This window comes from Oscillibacter hominis (genome assembly GCF_014334055.1).
GTDB classification, from domain to species: Bacteria; Bacillota; Clostridia; order Oscillospirales; family Oscillospiraceae; genus Oscillibacter; species Oscillibacter hominis.
Genome location: NZ_CP060490.1, coordinates 579,195 through 597,470 on the forward strand (window position 1 = coordinate 579,195; position 18,276 = coordinate 597,470).

The window sequence follows — 18,276 nt, forward strand, 5'->3', positions numbered from 1 at the left end:
ACTGGCCGGCGCCGCACTCACCCACGCCTGCGGTCAGATAGTATCTGGCAGAGGAGCGCGGACTCTCCAATTGCATTCTAAAAGCAGCGCGCCCATATGGGCGCGCTGCTTTTTTGAGCCTCTTTCCAATGAAGGATCAGAGGGCATATTCCACCGGTACAGGCTGTCACGCTGCGGCATTACGGTGGAATGGGGAATATCCGCCGCAGGCTAACCATTCTTTCAGCGAGTTTTGCCGATTCCCGTGGCGCCATGGCTCAGGATGTTTCCACAGCCGTGCAGATACATTACATATAACCGTCTGCACGTCATTTCACCAGTTGTATTTCCCCTTGTTCCGTGATATCATGAAATAATTATAGAAAAAAGGGAACGACCAAAGGAGTATCAGACCAATGGCAAAGTTATGGAATCCATATGGGAAGCGCTGTGCCGCCTCTATATTTGCGGCGCTCTTAGCGCTTGCGCTCTGTGCCCCAGCCATGGCGGCAGAGGGCAGTGCCCGGGTGCTCAAAGTCGCTTTTCCGCAGACAAAGGGCCTGACAGAGACGGCGGAGGACGGTACGCGCCATGGCCTTGTGGTGGACTACCTCAATGAGATTGCAAAATATACCGGATGGGAGTATGAATACATCGACACCACCGGCGAGGACATGGTAGAGGAATTCACAGAGGGAAAGTACGACCTGATGGGGGGCACCTACTATCTTCCAGGCTTTGAAGATTATTTTGCCTATCCGGATTACAATACTGGATACAGCCGCTCGGCACTGCTGGCCCGCCGGGATGACCACAGCGTCCAGAGCAGCAACTATGAGAGCCTGAATGGGAAGACCATCGGCGTGTATGCCAATGCAAAAGAGAATATCCGCCGGCTGAAGGAATTTTTGTCCATCAACAATCTGGACTGCACTCTTAAGGAGTACGTCTACAGCCAGCTCTCTGAGGACGGCAACCTGTACGCCTATCTGGAGAGCGGGGAAGTGGACCTGCTGCTGGGCAACGTGGCGGAGGATAATGCTGTGTTCCGGGTGGCGCTTTCCTATAATTCCCAGCCATATTACATCGTGACCAATGTGGGAAACCAGGAGGTGTTGGACGGGCTGAATATGGCTTTGGAGCGGATCGTTGAATCCAACCCCAACTTCAGCACGGAACGTTACGCTGCCAACTTCCCCTCCCAGATTCAGGACATCCAGCTCAACGATGGGGAACTGGAGTATATACACCAAAAGGGCTCTGTCACCGTGGCTGTGCCGGAGCATTGGCACCCGCTCTTCTGCATGACCACGGAAGGCGACATGCACAATGGCCTCGTACCCGATCTGATGGAGCAGGTCCGGGAGTTCTCCGGCCTGGAGTATTCCTATGTGTATGCGGAAACCTATTTGGACGCAGTGGAGATGGTGGAACGGGGAGAGGCGGATGTGCTGGGATTTTTCCTGGGCACGGAGGAGGACGCCGCCCGGCAGGGGCTGGCCCTGTCCTCGGCGTACACGGAACTGGACAACATCATTGTGCGGAACAAGTCGTCCAGCTATCCGGCGGAGGAGCTTACCTGTGCCGTGATAGAGGGGAGGACCCTGCCCGGCGATATTATTGCCCAGTCGTTTCCCTTTGCCAATATCACCGATGCGCTCTCCGCGGTCAATCAGGGTAAAATCGATTTTGTCTATGGCCTTTCCCCCAGGCTGGAACAGGAAATCCAGCAGTATCACTTCAACAACCTGGTTCCGGTCTCACTGGTCAATGACACCAGCAGCATCTGCTTTGCCCTGACGCGGCCGGCAAATCCGAACCTGCTCACCATTCTCAATAAGTCCATCAACCGGCTCACTTCCGAGGAGAAGGACTCCATGCTGAACCGGAACCTGGTCTCCATTGGGGCCAACCAGTTTTCCATCGCCGAACTGGTCTATGCCGACCCTGTGCTGTTTGTGGTGATTCTGGCGGTCATCCTGCTGATTGTGGTGGTCGCTGTTCTGATTGTGGCCCGGGCCCGGATGCGGGCCGCCGTCATGCAGAGCAACCTGGAGCGGGCCCAGGCTGAGAGCAGGGCCAAAGGTGAATTCCTCTCCCGTATGAGCCATGAGATCCGCACGCCCATGAACGCGGTGGTGGGGCTGGCGGATTTGACCGGCATGCTGGAGGGCGTCCCGGAGAATGTGCGGGAAAACCTTGCAAAAATCCGCGCCTCCTCCCAATATCTGCTGAGCCTTATCAACGACATCCTGGACATGAGCCGCATTGAAAACGGAATGCTCTCCATTGCCAATGAGCCCTTCTCCCTGGAGCAGATGGTGGATAACCTCTACAGCATGATGGAAGCCGAGGCCCAGCGGCGGGGAGTCGACTTTTCGGTGAAGCAGGAGATCCGCCACAGCGACCTGATGGGCGACGCCGTCCGGCTGCGGCAGGTGCTGACGAATCTGCTGTCCAACGCGTTTAAATTTACGCCGGAGGGCGGCAGAGTGGTGCTGCGGGTGACGGAGGAAGCTGACGCCACATTTACCTTCCGGGTGATCGACAGCGGAGTGGGCATCCGGCCGGAGGATCAGAAGCGGATTTTTGGTTCCTTTGAGCAGCTGGGCACCAGCTCCTCCAAGAGCCAGGGCACCGGGTTGGGTTTGGCCATCAGCAGCAACATCGTGAAGCTGATGGGCGGTGAGCTCAGCGTCAGGAGCGAGCTGGGGACAGGCAGTGAGTTCTACTTTACGATCACCTTCCCTCTGGGCAAGGCGGAGGACCGGATGGAGAAGCTGACGGCGAGCGGCCTTTTGAAGGGCGCCATGATCCTCCTTGCAGAGGACAATGACCTCAATGCGGAGATTGCCACCCAGCTTTTGGAGATTCAGGGCGCCTCCGTCTGCCGCAGCGAAAACGGCGCTCTCGCGCTGGAGCGGTTCCGGCGCAGCGCCGTCGGCGAATTCCAAGTGATTTTGATGGATATCCAGATGCCGGAGATGAACGGGCTGGAGGCGGCCAGGGCCATCCGCAAGCTGGACCGGCCGGACGCGGCCACGGTTCCCATTGTGGCCATGACCGCAAACTCCTTCAAGGAAGATGCCGACGCGGCCCGGGAGGCCGGGATGACCGGCTTCATCCCCAAGCCCCTGGACGTTGGGTATCTCTATCACGTCCTGCAGGAGATTTTGAATCAGGCGGACCGGGAAAAGGGCCAGGGCAGCTGATCCTTCCAACAGGCCGGAGCAATTTTGCTCCGGCCTTTTTTTGCTCCGGCGAGAAATTGCAATTCCTGAAAAAACAATGTACAATGGCGGTACTGCGCAATAGGGAGGGACGTTCTTGGAAGGATATCGGATTTTAATTGTGGAGGACGACGGCGTCATTGCCCGGGTGATGGAGGACCATCTCAAAAGCTGGGGGTACGCGGTCCGCTGCGTTACGGATTTTGAGCGCGTGCTGGAGGAATTTGCGGCCTTTGACCCCCAGCTGGTGCTGATGGACATCTCCCTGCCCTTTTTCAACGGCTATCACTGGTGCGCGGAGCTGCGGAAGGTATCCAAGGTGCCGGTGGTGTTCATCTCGTCCGCATCCGACGACATGAACCTCATCCTGGCGGTCAATATGGGCGGCGACGACTTCCTGTCCAAGCCCTTTGAGCTGCCGGTGCTGACGGCAAAGGTGCAGGCGCTGCTGCGCCGGACCTACGACTTCGGCGCCCCGGCCCACGTGCTCAGCTGCGGCGGAGCGGTGCTGAACGTGTCCGACTCCTCCCTGAGCGCCGGGGGCAAACGGGTGGAGCTGACCCGCAACGAGCTGCGGATTCTGCAGCTGCTGTTGGAGAACCGGGGCAGGATCGTCAGTCGGGAATCCTTAATGGTCCGGCTGTGGGAGTCGGATGCCTTTGTGGATGAAAACACGCTGACGGTCAACATGACCCGGCTGCGGAAGAAATTGGGGAGCGCCGGCCTTTCAGACCTGATCCAGACGAAAAAGGGCGCCGGCTATCTGGTGGAGTGAATATGCTGATTTCTTATATCAAGCGCCAGTACAAGCTGATCTTGATGCTGGCCCTGTTCGCCGCCGTGTTTGCGTCGGTCTTTTCCCTCTATGACCTGCCGGCGGAGGCGGTCTTCTATTCTGCCGCCCTCTGCCTTGTGATCGGGCTGGTCCTCTTTTCGGTGGGATACCGGCGGTATCTGCGCACGCACCGGGAGCTGAAGCGGCTGCTTGAGAATGTGGAGGAGCTCTCCTTCTGTCTCCCGCCGCCTCAGGGCGCGCTGGAGGCGGACTACCAGGCGCTGGTGCGCGCCGTCTGCCGGGACCGGGCGCGGATCGTGGCGGAGGGAGAGGACAAATACCGGGACATGCTGGACTATTATACCCTGTGGGCCCATCAGATCAAAACGCCGGTGGCCGCCATGAGCCTCCTGCTCCAGACGGAGGGGGCCAGCCGGGAGGCGCTGGGCGCAGAGCTTTTGAAGATCGAGCAGTACGTGGAGATGGTGCTGACCTATCTCCGGCTGGGCAGCGACTCCACGGACTATGTGCTGCGCCGGTGCAGCCTGGACGAGATCGTCCGCGCCTGCGCGCGCCGGTATGCAAGGCTCTTTGTGCTCAAAAAGCTCTCCCTGCGCTTTGACGGGACAGGCCGCAGCGTGCTGACCGATGAAAAGTGGCTCTCCTTTGTGGTGGGCCAGCTGCTGTCCAACGCCATCAAGTATACGCCGGAGGGCGGCGAGGTCCGCGTCTACGGAGACGGGCAGACGCTGGTGGTGTCGGACACGGGCATCGGCATCCGGGAGGAGGACCTGCCCCGTGTGTTTGAAAAAGGGTTTACAGGGCAAAATGGCCGGCAGGAGAAAAAATCCACCGGTATCGGGCTGTACCTCTGCCGGAGGATTCTGGACAAGCTGGGCGGCTCCATCTCCATCGTGTCCCGGCCGGGGAAGGGGACCATTGTCCGGGTGCTGCTGCCAGAGGGAAAGCAGGTCTTGGAGTAACCTTGCAAAAGTGTAAGATTGGGGGCCGGAGTGTAAGCCAAAGCGATGGCAGCACAGTCCGGCCCCATGCTATGATGGTCAGGAACAAAAGGAGGAGAACAATATGTCACTTTTGGAAGTCAGCCATCTGCGAAAAATCTACACCACCCGCTTCGGCGGCAATCAGGTGGAGGCACTGCGCAACGTAAATTTCTCCGTGGAAGAGGGGGAATACGTTGCCATCATGGGCGAGTCCGGCTCCGGCAAGACCACGCTTCTGAACATCCTGGCGGCCCTGGACCGCCCCACCTCCGGAGAGGTGTTTTTAAACGGCAAGGCGCTCTCGGACATCCGGGAGCGGGACATGGCCACCTTCCGCCGCAGCAACCTGGGCTTTGTGTTCCAGGACTTCAACCTGTTAGACACCTTTTCCATCCAGGACAACATCTTCCTGCCCCTGGTCCTGGCGGGCAAGGACTATGACCTGATGCATAAAAAGCTGGCCCCCATTGCCGAAAAACTGGGGATCACGGAGATTCTCACCAAGTTTCCCTACGAGGTGTCCGGCGGCCAGAAGCAGCGCGCTGCCATGGCCCGGGCGCTGATTACCGATCCCCAGATCATCCTGGCCGACGAGCCCACCGGGGCCCTGGACTCCAGGGCTTCGGACCACCTGCTGGACCTTCTGGGCCAGGTCAACGAAAGCGGCCAGACCATCCTCATGGTGACCCACTCCATCAAGGCGGCCAGCCACGCAAAAAGGGTGCTCTTTTTGCGGGACGGCGAGGTGTACCATCAGCTCTACCGGGGCGGCGAGAGCCAGGAGTCCCAGTTCCGGCGGATTTCCGACACGCTGACGCTGCTGGCGCAAGGCGGTGACCTCCATGCGTAAAAGTGGATTCTATCCCCGCATGGCTGTGGTGAACCTGGCCCGGAACTGGCAGTTTTACGGGCCGTACCTCTTATCCTGCGGCGGCACGGCGGCCATGTTCTACATCCTGTGCTTCCTCACCTGGAACGACCTCATCGATTCGGTCCGGGGCGCGGCCTACCTCCAGTCGCTCATGTACCTTGGATGCATCATCGTGGCGGCGTTCGCCGCAGTGATTCTGCTCTACGCCAACAGCTTTGTGATGAAGTGCCGGCGGCGGGAGCTTGGGCTTTACAACGTCCTTGGCATGGAAAAGCGGCACATCGCCCACGTGATGGTGTGGGAGACGCTGATGACTGCGACAGCGGCCATGGCGGGCGGGCTGCTGGCCGGGATCGTGCTGTCCAAGCTGATTTTGCTGCTGCTTTTGAAGCTGGTGCGGATCCCGGTGGTCATGGGCTTTGAGATCAGCCTGCCCGGCATAGGATACACGGCGGCGCTCTTTGCGGCGCTGTTCCTCCTGACGCTGGTGAGCAACCTGGTCCGCCTGGGCCGCTCCCGCCCCATCGAGCTGCTCCACAGCGACAGCGTGGGCGAGCGGGAGCCAAAGACAAAGCTCCTTCTGACGCTCATCGGCATGGTGAGCCTGGCTGGCGGGTACGGAATCGCCCTGAAGGTGCAGGACCCGACGGAGGCGCTGGTCTTCTTTTTCGTGGCGGTGCTCCTGGTGATGCTGGGCACCTACTGCCTGTTCACCGCCGGCTCCATCGCCCTGCTCAAGCGGCTGCGGGCCAACCGGAAATTCTACTACCAGACCAATCACTTCACCGCCGTGGCCGGTATGCTCTACCGCATGAAGCAAAACGCCGTGGGCCTTGCCAACATCTGCATTCTGGCCACCATGGTGCTGGTGACGGTCTCCTCCACAGTCTGCCTCTATCTTGGGGCGGAGAGCTCACTTGACGCCATGTTCCCCCACGACATAGAAGTGACGGAGTACCTGGAGGGCCAGGGAGCGGATCCGGAGGGTACCTTTGCGAAGGTGCAGGAGGAGGTGGCCGCCTCGGGACGGAAGGTGGAATATTTGAGCTATGATACGCTCACCACTCTCAGAGGGTGGCGCAGCGGCGGCACGGTGGACTTCGCGGCCTCCATTGGGGCGCCGGTCGAGCTGGAGATTTTTACAGCCGATGAGTACGGACGCCTGACCGGTGAGACCGTCTCCCTGGCTGCGGGGGAGGTGCTGGCCCACTCCCTGGACCAGGACCTCCCTGACGCCCTGAGCGTGGGCGGGCTCCCCTTTCAGGTCAAGGGTCACCTGAAGGGGTTTGTGGAGGAAAATGACGCCGTCGTGGTCAGCAACATGGAGGTCGTGGGGCTGGTGGTTGCGGACGAGGACGTGGTGGAGCGCGTGAAGGAGGCGGCGGGCGGCGGGTACACCGCATTTCGCATCCGCATGGACATCGACGGAACCGAGGCGGAGAAGATCGCCTGCGCCAACGCCATTCTTGGCTCCTCAGACGGCGCCTTCAGCCTCACCAGCCGCCAGGACAACGCCCTGGACATCTATGCCATGTACGGCGGGTTTTTGTTCTTGGGGCTGTTTTTGGGCCTGCTGTTCCTGATGGCCACCGTCCTCATCATATACTATAAGCAGGTTTCGGAGGGGTATGAAGACCGGAAGCGGTTTGAGATCATGCAGCAGGTGGGCATGAGTCCCCGGGAGGTCCGCTCCTCCATCCGCAGCCAGATTCTCATAGTGTTCTTCCTGCCCCTTGCCATGGCGGGGCTCCATATCTTAGCGGCCTTTCCAATGATCTCCAAGCTGCTGAAGCTCTTTCAGCTCACCAACACCACACTGTTTGCCCTGTGCACTGCCGGAACGCTGCTGGCTTTCTGCCTCATCTACGCGCTGGTGTACTGGGCCACGGCCCGGACCTATTACCGGATCGTGCAAAAGCCCGGGTTTTGATGAAAGCAAAAAAAAGGAGCGGATCACAGAAGGTATTCCCTCACAGGGACAACAACAGAAATCGAACAGAGCAGAGCGGCACGGGCAAGGAAACCGAATGGTTTTCCTTGCCCGTGTCATGGTTTTCAGATACGGCAGGCTTTTTTCAGCTTTCGCCCTCCCGATACCATGACATTAAGCGAGGTGGTTTTTGCGTATCACAGCAAATGTCCCCTACCTTTTTGGGCTCAAAAGCGGAGAAAAGGCAACTGTTTTTAAACCTGAACCCCCGGCCAGTGCACCAAGAACGGACTGGGAGGTGTGTATATATCGTCCAAAAACGTGCGAAAGGACCGCAGGAAAACCGATTCTTCCATCTCCATTTTGAAGCCCCAACGGCACGGAGATGTGAACAGATTTGTCATCGTACCAGGCATGCTTCCTGTGTGAATTTACATATAATTTTCGGCTATTTTACCAAAGGATGGTTTCAGATTTAGCGTACCACAAGTATACTCTATGGAAGAATTGCTCTGTTAGCTTGGTGACTTATTGTGACTCGCAATTGCGGGACATATTTACCGGCGTTACTGACCCTCTTGCTGTCAACCGAAAATTCCTTTCAATCACATGATGAACATGAGATAAACCAACAGGAGAAACCATTCTATGACGACAAAAGAAAGCCGAATTCAAAGAGGCATCCTATACTTGGCTGTTGCGGCGATTATGGTGCTTCTGGTATGCTTTCCGGTTCCGCAGAATCCATACCAGAGTTTAACGGCAAATGCAATCCGTTACGAACGCGGCGTTGTGGTGTCGGTTCTGAACGAAGAACTCTCGCCCAGCAGTGTGGAAGCCTCCCATCAGCTGGGAATGCAAACCCTGGAAGTTGCTTTAGAGAGCGGAACAACAATCCAGGTGGACAACTACCTGACAGACGTACATAACGTTCTGGCGAAGGCTGGCTCCCATATCATTGTCTGCGTGGACGCTCCGGAGGGGGTCGAGCCCTATTATACTGTTTATAACTATGACCGTACAGTCTCTGCGGCCATGCTGGTATGCGTGTTTTTGGGATTAATGCTGCTGGTGGGCCGTCGAAAAGGATTTGATGCGGCTCTGGCCATCCTTTTCTCCATGCTCATACTGCTTCAATTCACACTTCCGCTGATCTACAACGGAGCCTCGCCCGTTGCAGTGGGACTGGCGTCCGTGCTGGCCTCTACCGCTGTAACCCTGACCCTGCTGTATGGACTGACGGCTCGGGCCTGGCTATCCGCTGCGGTAACACTGGCGGGAGAGTGTACAGCGGTGGCACTGTTTGCTGGTTTTGCTTTTCTGCTGCATATCAGCGGCTTTCAGACCGATCCCGCCGAAAGCCTGATCGTAGTGGCCCAAAATACGGGACTGCGGCTGAAAAGCATCCTGCTGACGGCCACCATGATTGCCTCTCTGGGTGCGGTGATGGACGTAGCGGTCTCTCTGCTGTCGGCCCTGTGGGAACTGCGGGTTAACCGGCCGGGGCTCTCTGCCAGCGAGCTTTTTCGCTCCGGCATGAACATCGGCAGGGATATGATCGGCACCATGAGCAATACCCTGATTTTCGCCTTTGCCGGCAGTGCGCTGGCTACCATGCTGAGCCTATTTGCCTATGGCGTCCAAAGCAGCCAACTGCTGAATTCCGACTATGTGTCCATGGAGCTGGCGCAAGGCTTGTGCAGTACCTGCGCTGTGATCGCGACGGTGCCCTTGGCCTCCTTGGCCGCAGCAGTTGTCTTTCCAAAACTGAAAATTCCCGGAGAAGCGCCGGTGTAAATATACGATCCTAATAAGTGATATAGAAAAGGAGCAAGGTTAAAACAATGAGAAAAAAATCGCAGCGCTTCTTGTCGTTGTTCCTGAGCCTGGTCACGGTTGTTCAGATGGTGGGAGTCGTTCCCGCAGCAGCTGCTGACAACCGCTTGAGCGGCGCAGGCACGGCAGAGAATCCCTATCAGATTTCCAGCGAGGATGACCTCGCATTGATGACAGAGCAGTTGAACGGCACTGGCGCCGCCGACTTTGTCAATGCATATTATCAGGTTACCCAAGATATTGAGCTGGAAGAAGAGGTTACCCCCATCGCCACCTTCTCCGGCGTGCTGGACGGCGACGGGCATACCATCTCCGGCCTGACGGTGGACAGCAGTACCACTCAGGCTGCGTTGATCTTGGCCAATAACGGTACGATCTCCGACCTGGGCATGACCCATGTTTCCATCAGCGGAACGCCCAGTAGCGGCGACGTCAAGCGGGCCGCCTTCGCCATTGAAAACCATGGTGCCATTGAAAACTGCTATGCCACCGGCAGCCTGTCTGGCGGATGGCGGGTCGGCGGCATTGCTACCCAAAACTACGGCACGGTGGAGAACTGCTACTTTGTCGGCAGCGTGTCCGGAAACTGGGAAACCGGCGGCATTGTAGCCTGGTGTGCCGAGACGGCAAACAGCATCACTAACTGCTATGCAAAGGTCACTGGCAGTGCCACTAACAGTAGCATCGGTGCGATTACGGGCTATGCCTACGCACCGACGATCCTGAAGGGAAATGTGGCTCTGGATGGAGCACTGACTTCGAAAGGAAGCATTTCCCGTATCTGCGGTAAGGAAAAGAGTACCCCCATTACTTACCAGAATAATCTGTCCTGCGAGGACCTTCTGATTAACGGCAGCAAGATCACCGACGGCACCGCCGACAACAAAAACGGCCTGAACAAGACTGCCGCAGAACTGACGCAGCAGGAGACCTACACCGCTATCGGCTGGGATTTTGAAAATGTTTGGACCATGGACGAGACCCTGGGCCGTCCCACGCTGCGCAGCTGCCCTGAGTCGGCTGATGCTGTGGAGTACCCCATGCCTGAGGGCAGCGGTACCGAGGAATCCCCCTATTGCATCGCGGATGAAGAGAATCTGAAGCTGGTCATTGCCGCCATCAACAGCAGTGTAGGTGGTTATGCCGAAGCTTACTACCAGCTGACCGATGACATCACGGTGAACGGCGCCATCCCCTCTGTGTTTACTTTCTCTGGCGTGTTTGACGGCAACGGACACAGCATCGACGGCTATGAGCTGAGTACGTCTGACGAGACCGATGCCTTGTTCCGGAAGAATGAAGGTACCATCCGCCGTCTGGCTCTGACCGATGTGGAGGTCACCGGCCCCGGCACCCCTGAAACCAGCCGCCGGGCGCCCCTGTGCTTCCAGAACTACGGCACCATCGAGGAGTGCTTTGTCACCGGCAATGTTTCCGGCGGCCACCGCGCCGGCGGTATTGTGGCCGAAAACTACAAGACCATCCAGAACTGCTACTTCAAGGGTGATGTGGTCGGCGGCTGCGAGACGGCCGGCATTACTGCCTGGAACCAGACTACTGGTATTGTAAAAAACTGCTATGTGTCCGGCAGTATCACGACCTTGAGCAACAACAGCGGCTTCATCGGTGGCTACGGCTACACCGGCACCCTCTACCAGGGCAATGTGGTGCTCAGCGGAAGCGCACTGACCACCGAAAGTGCCAAAAACTATGCCCGCATCTGCGGCCGCAATAACGGCACTCCCACCTATACCGACAACCTCGCTTGCGAGGATGTGACCCTGAATGGCCAGCTTGTCACCGACGGCGCCGCCGACAACATAAACGGCCTGAACAAGACTGCCGCAGAGCTGACGCAGCAGGAGACCTACGCTGCTATCGGCTGGGACTTTGACACCGTTTGGACCATGGACGAGACCCTGGGCCGTCCCGCGCTGCGCAGCTGCCGCGAGAAGGCACCTGAAGTTGATGTCGAGCAGCCGGACAAGCAGACCTTTACCGTTTCCAGTCCCGACCAGGATCTGGTGGCTACGGTCTATGTGACTGCTGACAACGAGCTGGGCTACTCCGTCCGCCTGAATGAGTCTGACGTTCTTCTGCGCGCATCTCTGGGCCTGACCGTAAACGGTGTGGACATGGGTCAGGATATCACCCTGGGCAATCCGGTTATGACTACGGACAATGAGACCTATGCCACCCGCGGCATGCATACCACCGCCCGCAACCATTATAACCAGGCAGCGTTCTCTGTGACCCATGAGGATGGAGCCGCTATGACGCTGAATGTCCGCGCCTATGATGACGGCATTGCCTTTCAGTATGTGATGCCTGACGGTTCCGTCACCATCTCCGGGGATGACACCCGCTTTGCCCTGCCCACCAGCGCCAAGGCATTCTTCCAGTACGGCGACAATGCCGACGGCTCCGAGAGCTACGAGGGCATCCGCAATATGCAGGGTGTGACCACCGCCTCCACCGTGGCAGGTATCGGCAAGGGCCGCCTGCTGTGCGCGTTGCCCACCTTCCAGCTGGCTGACAAGTCCGCTTACGTCTGCATTACCGAGGCCAACATTTACGACTGGTCGGGCATGGGCCTGCGGGCCGAGGGGGACGGGGTCCTGAAGGCGGAATACTGGGATGCCAACGGCAAGACCTTTACCACCGAGGAAGACTCTCCCTGGCGGGTGGCTATCATCGCCGATAACCTAACGGACTTTGTCAACAGCGACATGGTGACCAACGTCTCCGAGCCTGAGGACGAGAGCCTGTTTACCGACAAGAGCTACATCCAGCCCGGCCGTTCCGTCTGGACCACCCAGGGCGGCGGCGCCTCTACGGTGGAGGGCTACAAAGAGTACAGCAAGTATGCCTCTCAGCTGGGCATTGAGTTCAACCTGATTGAGGCCCGCACCGGCTTTGGCGACACTCTGGAGCAGCAGTTTAAGGCCATCAAAGAGATCGCCGATTACAGCGCCGAACTGGAAAACCCCGTGAAAATCTGGATTTGGGAGGATGCCCCCACGACGCGCTACGCCGGCGGTCTCTATGTGGAGGCAAACGCCCGCGCCTTTCTGCAAAGCTGTAAGGATGCAGGCGTGGTGGGCGTGAAGATCGATCACATCCACAGCGAAGCACCCGACAAGGTCAGCTTCTATGAAAACTTCAACAAACTGGCCGCAGAATACAAGATCATGGTCAGTTACCACAACCCCTCCAAACCCTCCGGCCTGTCCCGCACCTACCCCAACGAGATGACCCGCGAGGCCATCCGGGGTCTGCAGTACAAAACCGACCCTAATGAAAATGCCATTCTGCCCTTTACCCGTCTGCTGGCCGGCGGCGCGGACTACACTCCCATGAACTTCACCAATGGCAGTAAGCTTGGCTCCGCTTCCTGGGTCCACATGCTGGCCAACACGGTGATCATGACTTCCCCTTATCTCCAGTTCAGCGAGAATCCCAAGAACATGGTCGGCCAAGTCTATACGGATTTCATCAAGGCCGTCCCCAGCGTCTGGGATGAGACCACCGTGCTGGAGCAGTCTGAGATCGGTAAGGCGGCAGCCTATCTGCGCCGCAGCGGCGAAGACTGGTATCTGGCGGTGCAGAACTCCGCCAACGGCGCACAGGAAATGACCTTTGATCTGGACTTCCTGGGCGAGGGTGACTGGTACGCTGATATCTACTATGACAACCTGAATGTGGCAGCCACCGTGAAACGCCGAGTTGAGCAGGTCACAAAAGAGAGCAGCCTTACGGCCCAGATTCGCTCCGGCGGCGGCTATGTGGTGCGTCTGACCAAGACACCCATCAGCTATGAACCGGAAGAGGGCAAGACGTATGAGATCAACACCGTGGAGGATATGGACCTGATTCGCCAGCACCCCGACGCCTCCTTCAACCTGAATGCAGATCTGACCCTCAGCGGTACCTTCCGACCCATCCCTGTACTGAACGGCACGATCAACGGCAACGGCCACACCATTACCGGCCTGCGCGTCAGCAATACCGATGCCTCCGCTGCCTTGATTCTCCAGAACAACGGTATCATCCGGCAGATGGGTCTCACCGATGTGCTGATCGACGGCCCCTACACCTCGGACAATAGCTGGCGTGCCTCTCTGTGCGTCAAAAACTACGGCGCTATCGAGGAGTGCTATGCTCTGGGCAGCGTGTCTGGCGGGCACCGCAATGGCGGCCTGGTCTCCGAAAACTACAATACCATCAAAAATTGCTACTTTATAGGCGCGCTGGAATCCAACTATGAGACTGGCGGCATCACCTCCTGGAACCAGGACGGAACCGCCTCGGTGGTCAACTGCTACGCAGCCGGCGATTATGTCTCTCGTCATAATAATATCGGCTTTATCAGCGGCTATGCTTACAGCGGCACCCGCATGACCGGCAATGTAGCGCTGAACGGCTCTCTGCGTGCATCCAATAATTCCGCGCGTATCTGTGGCCGCAACAACGGGGTGGACGAAGCTACCACCTATCAGAACAACCTGGCCTGCAGCGACATCCTGGTGAACGGCGCCGTCATCACCGACGGAGCCCTGAACAACAAGAACGGACAGGACAAGACCGCAGCAGACCTGAAGCAGCAGGCGACCTATGCGGATATCGGCTGGGATTTCGACAAGGTGTGGAGCATGGATGCCGTCTTAGGGCGTCCCGTGCTGAAAAACGTGGCAGAAAAGTCCGTCCAGCGGGAGATCACCACGGCTGACACCATTTGGCGCTATCTGGATGACGGAGCAGATCCCGCTGCCGGGAAAGACAGCCGCACGGCCTGGACGCTGCCCTCTTTTGATGACAGCAGCTGGTCCGTCGGCAAGGGCAGCTTCGGCGCGAAGAAGGGCGCTGTGTCCGACCTGGGCGGAGGCTGTGTCCCCAACACCCTGCTGCGCCAGTACAAAGCTGACGGCAAAACCGATAAGGAAGCATTCTTCTTCCGCACCACAGTCACCGTGGACAACCCCTCGGACATTGAGGCCATCACCGGCAGCATTACCTATGACGATGCCGCGATCGTCTATCTCAACGGCCAGGTCATCGCCGCTTTTGATGCGGACAATATCACGGAAAACCTGCAATATGGCGGTTCCAACGCCTCTGACCCCAAGGTGGGCATCATCTCTGCCACTGGTGCCGCCCGCATCGCTTCCCTGTTGAAAGCAGGCGAGAACACCGTGGCCGTGGAACTGCATCAGGGGCGGGCTGAAAGTTCTGACATCTACATGGATATGACATCTTTTGTTTTTGAAAAGGTTCATGTAGTAGAGCAGAACAGCATCTCCCTGTCTCCCGGATCCAATGAATCGCAGATGAACTTCTCCTGGTATGCTTCCACAGAGGAAGCGGGCACGGTTCTGGTGGCCAAGACATCTCAGTTGGCAGACGGCGCCATGCCCGCGGATGCGCAGCAGGTAACGGCGCAGTCTGCGGAGAGCAACAAGTCCGGCTTCTATTCCAACCAGTGTACTGTCACGGGGCTGGAAGCCGACACGGAGTACGCCTATCAGCTTGTGAATGGAAGTACTGTTTCTCCGGTCTATCGCTTCACCACGGCGCAAAGCGGCGCGTTCAAGTTCCTGTTTGCGGGTGATCCCCAGCTGGGCGCCAGCGGGGACCTGACCAGCGACAACAGCGGCTGGGCCTCCACCCTGGCGGCTGCCGCGCAGAAGGTGCCTGACGCAGCCTTCCTGCTGTCTGCCGGAGACCAGGTGAACACCGCCGACAATGAGGCCCAGTACAGTGCCTATCTGGAGCAAACGCAGTTATATAACCTGCCGGTGGCCACTGTGGTGGGCAACCATGACTCCGCCAGCAACGCCTATGGCCAGCACTTTAATGTGGCCAACGAGAGTTCCTACGGCCGCACCAATGCCGGCGGCGACTACTGGTTCTGCTATAACGGTGTGCTGTTCATGGTTCTGAACGTCAACAACATGAGTGCTGCTGAGCATCAGGCGTTCATGAAGAATGCCATCGACAAGAACCAGGATGCCTCCTGGAAGGTTGTGGCTATGCACCATTCCGTGTACAGCGTGGCCAACCATGCCACAGAAAGCGATATTCTCCAACGGAGAAATGAGCTGGTTCCCATCTTCAAGGCGTTGGATGTGGATGTGGTGCTTCAGGGCCATGACCATGTCTATGTCCGCAGCTATATGATGGACGGTCTGACCCCCGTTGCCGATCCCGCGGAATACGACACCCCGGAGATGAACAGCGTCACCGATACTGACGATATCCTGTACATTACCGCTAACTCCGCCTCCGGTAGCAAGTATTATGAAATCAAGAACGAGTCCTTTGACTATGCGGCTGTCAAGAGTCAGGAGCACGCTCCCACCTATTCCGAGGTGTCTGTTTCGGCTTCTCAGTTCCGCATCACCACTTACCGAACCAACGATGGCACTGTGCTGGATACCTTCGCCATTAACCGCTCCGCAGAAGAGCCGGTGGTAACCGGTATTGAAGTCACAACGGCTCCCAGCAAGCTCAGCTACACCGCTGGCGAGAACTTCAGCGCAGCTGGCATGGTCGTCACCGCTGCTTATTCCGACGGCACTTCCCGGGCGGTGACGGACTATACCGTCACCCCCGACCGGGCACTGACCGCCGATGACACCGCTGTTACCATCTCCTATCAGGGCTTCACCGCCCGGGTGGCCATCACGGTTACGGAAAGCAGTGGTTCTGGTTCCGGCGGCTCTGGAAGTTCCGGTAGTTCCGCAACTTATGTCATCACGGTGAAGAGTGCTGCAAACGGCACAATTTCCGTCAGTCACAAGAGTGCGACCAAAAATGACACAGTTGCCATCACGGTAAAGCCTGACGCAGGCTATGAGCTGGACACCCTGAAGGCATTCGACAAGAATGGCGATAAGGTCAAGGTAGTTGAGAAGAACGGCAAGTACACCTTCACTATGCCCGCTTCCAAGGTCACTGTCGAGGCAACCTTTGTTGAGAGCAAGACTCTGGACAATCCCTTTACGGATGTAAACGAGGATGCTTATTACTTCGATGCCGTCCTGTGGGCCGTGAAGAACGGCGTGACCAGCGGCACCACTGCTACGACCTTCGCGCCCAGCGCCACCTGCACCCGTGCTCAGGCTGTGACCTTCCTGTGGCGTGCCATGGGCAGCCCTGAGCCTACCATGACCGGCAATCCCTTCTCCGACGTGGCCGCGAACACCTATTACTACAAGGCTGTCCTGTGGGCCGTGGAGCAGGGCATCACCGTCGGCACTACCGACACGACGTTTTCTCCCAATGCACATTGCAGTCGTGCTCAGATTGTCACCTTCCTGTGGCGTTCTGCCGAATCCCCCAAGGCATCTGCTGTTAATCCCTTCGCAGATGTGGCTACCGATGCTTACTACGCCGACGCTGTCCTGTGGGCAGCCGAGGAAGGCATCACCAGCGGTACCACTGAAACTACTTTCAGCCCCAATGCTGATTGCACCCGCGCTCAGATCGTCACCTTCCTGTGGCGAGCTATGGCTGAGTAAGCAAATCTCAATTAGTTGAAAACGGCGGAGAACATTTTTGTTCTCCGCCGTTTTCTTTCTATTGAAACCAAATACCTATGGAACGGAATAACCCCGTTCTGCGGGGCCGAAGCCAACGCCGCCAGAGGCGGCGTTGGCGCAAGCATAGCGCAAAGATATCTTTTGCGCGCTTGCAGTGGGAAACCCCAGTCCCCAATGCCGCCTGCAGGCGGAAGTTTTCGGCGCCAAAACACCGAAAAAGCAGAATGAATATTGTGCCTGTCAATGTTATTCGTCTCGCTGTGTTATACAAAAAGGACTTCTGGCAATGTTGCCGGAAGTCCTTTTTAACAGGATCGGGTTCGGCAATACTGCCAAACCCGCTTTTGATTCAATTTTTCAGAACGATATCAATATAATCGGCACCCTGTTCCCTGGCCAGCCTGCCCAAACAGCGGATCTGGTTAATGGCGTCGCTGTTTTCTCGTTTATAGGAGATGATGGCACGAATCCACTTGGCCAGCGAAACTACCCAGGACACCACTGCAAGGATCAGCAAAGCGAAAAGTATGCCATCGGCCAGGAGTGTGTGAGCCAGATACCACTGACGAAACAGCGTGGGGACCAGCAAGGCGTACAGCAGCGGGCCGGAGAGCCGCAGGACTTTGACCAAACGGAACAGAATCGCAAGAAGTGAAATTCCCGCCCAAAGGACAATATGAAGCATCGGCGTACCTCCTTCAAATCGTTTGCGGTATGTTACCATCAGTGGGCAGACAATTCAAGAGTCTGTTCGTCGATTGTTTTGTCGTTCATAAAATTGCAGATCAATCGCAAAACCGCTTTCGGCAGCATTGCCGAAAGCGGTTTTCTTTAGCTTGAGGGTGTCTGCTTGGACACCCTGTTTTCGTATTTCACCGACAATCCCCCCAAATGTGGACAGCAGGGTGTCAACAACGACACCCTGTTTTAAGTTTTCACGTCGTTGAAAACTTTATTTTCCGCTCGTGTTTCGTTTTGGCACCTGCTTTGTGAAAAGGAGTCTTGAGAAAGCAAAAGAGGAGTGACGCCATGAGTAAGCAATGCCAGCGCACCTGCGTCTGCAAGCAAATCTATCTTCTAATGAATCTGGAGTAGGCCGTCGTTCGCCAC

At 57.3% G+C, this 18,276-nt stretch carries 8 protein-coding genes; 7 read left to right on the forward strand and 1 reads right to left on the reverse strand.

Features of this window, described 5'->3' with window-relative positions:
* Positions 1–395: 395 nt before the first annotated feature.
* The 7 genes from H8790_RS02995 (at position 396) to H8790_RS03025 (ending at position 17,145) form a co-directional block, all read left to right on the forward strand.
* Positions 396–3,191 (forward strand): ATP-binding protein, encoded by a 2,796-nt coding sequence (locus H8790_RS02995; RefSeq protein ID WP_187333539.1) that lies wholly within the window; start codon positions 396–398, stop codon positions 3,189–3,191.
* A 115-nt stretch (positions 3,192–3,306) separates the two neighbouring features.
* Positions 3,307–3,984 (forward strand): response regulator transcription factor, encoded by a 678-nt coding sequence (locus H8790_RS03000; protein ID WP_187333540.1) that lies wholly within the window; start codon positions 3,307–3,309, stop codon positions 3,982–3,984.
* A 2-nt stretch (positions 3,985–3,986) separates the two neighbouring features.
* Positions 3,987–4,967, forward strand: a complete 981-nt coding sequence (locus tag H8790_RS03005) for a sensor histidine kinase (RefSeq protein ID WP_187333541.1) — start codon at positions 3,987–3,989, stop codon at positions 4,965–4,967.
* 103 nt (positions 4,968–5,070) lie between these two features.
* A complete protein-coding gene (locus H8790_RS03010) occupies positions 5,071–5,838 on the forward strand; it encodes an ABC transporter ATP-binding protein (protein ID WP_187333542.1) in 768 nt (255 codons plus the stop codon).
* Complete coding sequence (locus H8790_RS03015) at positions 5,831–7,789, forward strand: FtsX-like permease family protein (RefSeq protein ID WP_187333543.1); 1,959 nt, start codon at positions 5,831–5,833, stop codon at positions 7,787–7,789. Before H8790_RS03010 ends, H8790_RS03015 begins: the two co-directional genes overlap by 8 nt.
* A 648-nt stretch (positions 7,790–8,437) precedes the next feature.
* On the forward strand, positions 8,438–9,586 hold the full coding sequence (locus H8790_RS03020; RefSeq protein ID WP_187333544.1) for a YibE/F family protein: 1,149 nt from the start codon (positions 8,438–8,440) through the stop codon (positions 9,584–9,586).
* A gap of 47 nt (positions 9,587–9,633) precedes the next feature.
* A complete protein-coding gene (locus H8790_RS03025; RefSeq protein ID WP_187333545.1) occupies positions 9,634–17,145 on the forward strand; it encodes a glycoside hydrolase family 97 N-terminal domain-containing protein in 7,512 nt (2,503 codons plus the stop codon).
* A gap of 370 nt (positions 17,146–17,515) precedes the next feature.
* On the opposite strand, the gene H8790_RS03030 is transcribed toward H8790_RS03025, so the two are convergent.
* Complete coding sequence (locus H8790_RS03030; protein ID WP_187333546.1) at positions 17,516–17,851, reverse strand: molecular chaperone GrpE; 336 nt, start codon at positions 17,849–17,851, stop codon at positions 17,516–17,518.
* Between the last annotated feature and the right edge of the window lie 425 nt (positions 17,852–18,276).

Excerpts from the sequence above, each read along its gene's own strand:
- H8790_RS02995 (WP_187333539.1), top strand. The coding sequence starts at position 396 with ATGGCAAAGTTATGGAATCCATATGGGAAGCGCTGTGCCGCCTCTATA.
- H8790_RS03005 (WP_187333541.1), top strand. The coding sequence starts at position 3,987 with ATGCTGATTTCTTATATCAAGCGCCAGTACAAGCTGATCTTGATGCTG.
- H8790_RS03010 (WP_187333542.1), top strand. The coding sequence starts at position 5,071 with ATGTCACTTTTGGAAGTCAGCCATCTGCGAAAAATCTACACCACCCGC.
- H8790_RS03015 (WP_187333543.1), top strand. The coding sequence starts at position 5,831 with ATGCGTAAAAGTGGATTCTATCCCCGCATGGCTGTGGTGAACCTGGCC.
- H8790_RS03020 (WP_187333544.1), top strand. The coding sequence starts at position 8,438 with ATGACGACAAAAGAAAGCCGAATTCAAAGAGGCATCCTATACTTGGCT.
- H8790_RS03025 (WP_187333545.1), top strand. The coding sequence starts at position 9,634 with ATGAGAAAAAAATCGCAGCGCTTCTTGTCGTTGTTCCTGAGCCTGGTC.
- H8790_RS03030 (WP_187333546.1), bottom strand. The coding sequence starts at position 17,851 with ATGCTTCATATTGTCCTTTGGGCGGGAATTTCACTTCTTGCGATTCTG.